The following is a 2,500-nucleotide window of genomic DNA, read 5'->3' as shown; positions in this document are numbered from 1 at the left end:
TAACAAGAAAATAAACCGAAAACGCTGTGAATATTAATGAGTTTAAGACTGAAAGGTCAAAAATAAGGTTAAGTTAGTAAGGGCGCACGGTGGATGCCTTGGCACTAGGAGCCGAWGAAGGACGTGACAAACGACGAAATGCCTCGGGGAGCTGTAAGTAAGCTTCGATCCGGGGRTGTCCGAATGGGGGAACCCAACAGGTTGATGCCTGTTACCCATTTCTGTTAAGGGAATGAGGAGGAAGACGCAGTGAACTGAAACATCTAAGTAGCTGCAGGAAGAGAAAGCAAAAGCGATTGCCTTAGTAGCGGCGAGCGAAGAGGCAGGAGGGCAAACCGAAGAGTTTACTCTTCGGGGTTGTAGGACTGCAATGTGGACTCAGAATTTATAGAAGAATGACTTGGGAAAGTCAGCCARAGAGAGTAAGAGCCTCGTATTTTAAATAGATTCTGTACCTAGCAGTATCCTGAGTACGGCGGGACACGTGAAATCCCGTCGGAATCTGGGAGGACCATCTCCCAACCCTAAATACTCCCTAGTGACCGATAGTGAACCAGTACCGTGAGGGAAAGGTGAAAAGCACCCCGGGAGGGGAGTGAAATAGAACCTGAAACCGTGTGCCTACAACAAGTTCGAGCCCGTTCATGGGTGAGAGCGTGCCTTTTGTAGAATGAACCGGCGAGTTACGTTATGATGCGAGGTTAAGTTGAAGAGACGGAGCCGTAGGGAAACCGAGTCTGAATAGGGCGYTTTAGTATCATGATGTAGACCCGAAACCATGTGACCTACCCATGAGCAGGTTGAAGGTGCGGTAAAACGCACTGGAGGACCGAACCAGGGCACGTTGAAAAGTGCTTGGATGACTTGTGGGTAGCGGAGAAATTCCAAACGAACTTGGAGATAGCTGGTTCTCTCCGAAATAGCTTTAGGGCTAGCGTCGACATGAAGATTCTTGGAGGTAGAGCACTGTTTGGGTGAGGGGTCCATCCCGGATTACCAATCTCAGATAAACTCCGAATGCCAATGAATTATGGTCGGCAGTCAGACTGCGAGTGCTAAGATCCGTAGTCGAAAGGGAAACAGCCCAGACCACCAGCTAAGGTCCCAAAATAATTGTTAAGTGGAAAAGGATGTGGGGTTGCACAGACAACTAGGATGTTAGCTTAGAAGCAGCTATTCATTCAAAGAGTGCGTAATAGCTCACTAGTCGAGTGACCCTGCGCCGAAAATGTACCGGGGCTAAAACAATTTACCGAAGCTGTGGATACCTTTTATAGGTATGGTAGGAGAGCGTTCTATGTGTGGAGAAGGTGTACCGTGAGGAGCGCTGGAACGCATAGAAGTGAGAATGCCGGTATGAGTAGCGCAAGACAGGTGAGAATCCTGTCCACCGTAAGACTAAGGTTTCCAGGGGAAGGCTCGTCCGCCCTGGGTTAGTCGGGACCTAAGGAGAGACCGAAAGGTGTATCCGATGGCCAACAGGTTGAGATTCCTGTACTAGAGTATGAAGTGATGGAGGGACGCAGTAGGCTAACTCGTGCGTACGAATGGATGTACGTCTAAGCAGTGAGGCGTGGTATGAGTCAAATGCTTATACCTMTAACGTTGAGCTGTGATGGGGAGCGAAGTTTAGTAGCGAGTGAGTGATGTCACACTGCCAAGAAAAGCTTCTAGCGTTGTATCATACTCTACCCGTACCGCAAACCGACACAGGTAGTCGAGGCGAGTAGCCTCAGGTGAGCGAGAGAACTCTCGTTAAGGAACTCGGCAAAATGACCCCGTAACTTCGGGAGAAGGGGTGCTGACTTTWGTCAGCCGCAGTGAATAGGCCCAAGCAACTGTTTATCAAAAACACAGCTCTCTGCTAAATCGTAAGATGATGTATAGGGGGTGACGCCTGCCCGGTGCTGGAAGGTTAAGAGGAGTGCTTAGCGGTAACGCGAAGGTATGAATTGAAGCCCCAGTAAACGGCGGCCGTAACTATAACGGTCCTAAGGTAGCGAAATTCCTTGTCGGGTAAGTTCCGACCCGCACGAAAGGCGTAATGATTTGGGCACTGTCTCAACGAGAGACTCGGTGAAATTTTAGTACCTGTGAAGATGCAGGTTACCCGCGACAGGACGGAAAGACCCCATGGAGCTTTACTGCAGTTTGATATTGAGTGTCTGTGCCACATGTACAGGATAGGTAGGAGCCTAMGARATCGGGACGCCAGTTTCGATGGAGGCGTTGTTGGGATACTACCCTTGTGTTATGGCCACTCTAACCCGGTAGGTTTATCATCTACGGAGACAGTGTCTGACGGGCAGTTTGACTGGGGCGGTCGCCTCCTAAAAGGTAACGGAGGCGCCCAAAGGTTCCCTCAGACTGGTTGGAAATCAGTCGCAGAGTGTAAAGGTATAAGGGAGCTTGACTGCGAGAGCTACAACTCGAGCAGGGACGAAAGTCGGGCTTAGTGATCCGGTGGTTCCGYATGGAAGGGCCATCGCTCAACGGATAA

The 2,500-nt window shown here is 49.9% G+C and carries 1 rRNA gene; it reads left to right on the top strand.

The features are described from left to right. Nucleotides 1-66: 66 nt before the first annotated feature. Nucleotides 67-2,500, top strand: a 23S ribosomal RNA gene (locus K1I80_RS11860); the annotation flags it as partial.

This window comes from Streptococcus sanguinis, assembly GCF_019929225.1.
Classification (GTDB): Bacteria; Bacillota; Bacilli; order Lactobacillales; family Streptococcaceae; genus Streptococcus; species Streptococcus sanguinis_J.
The sequence above is the reverse complement of the archived record's forward strand: the minus strand, read 5'-3'. Positions and strand labels throughout refer to the sequence as shown.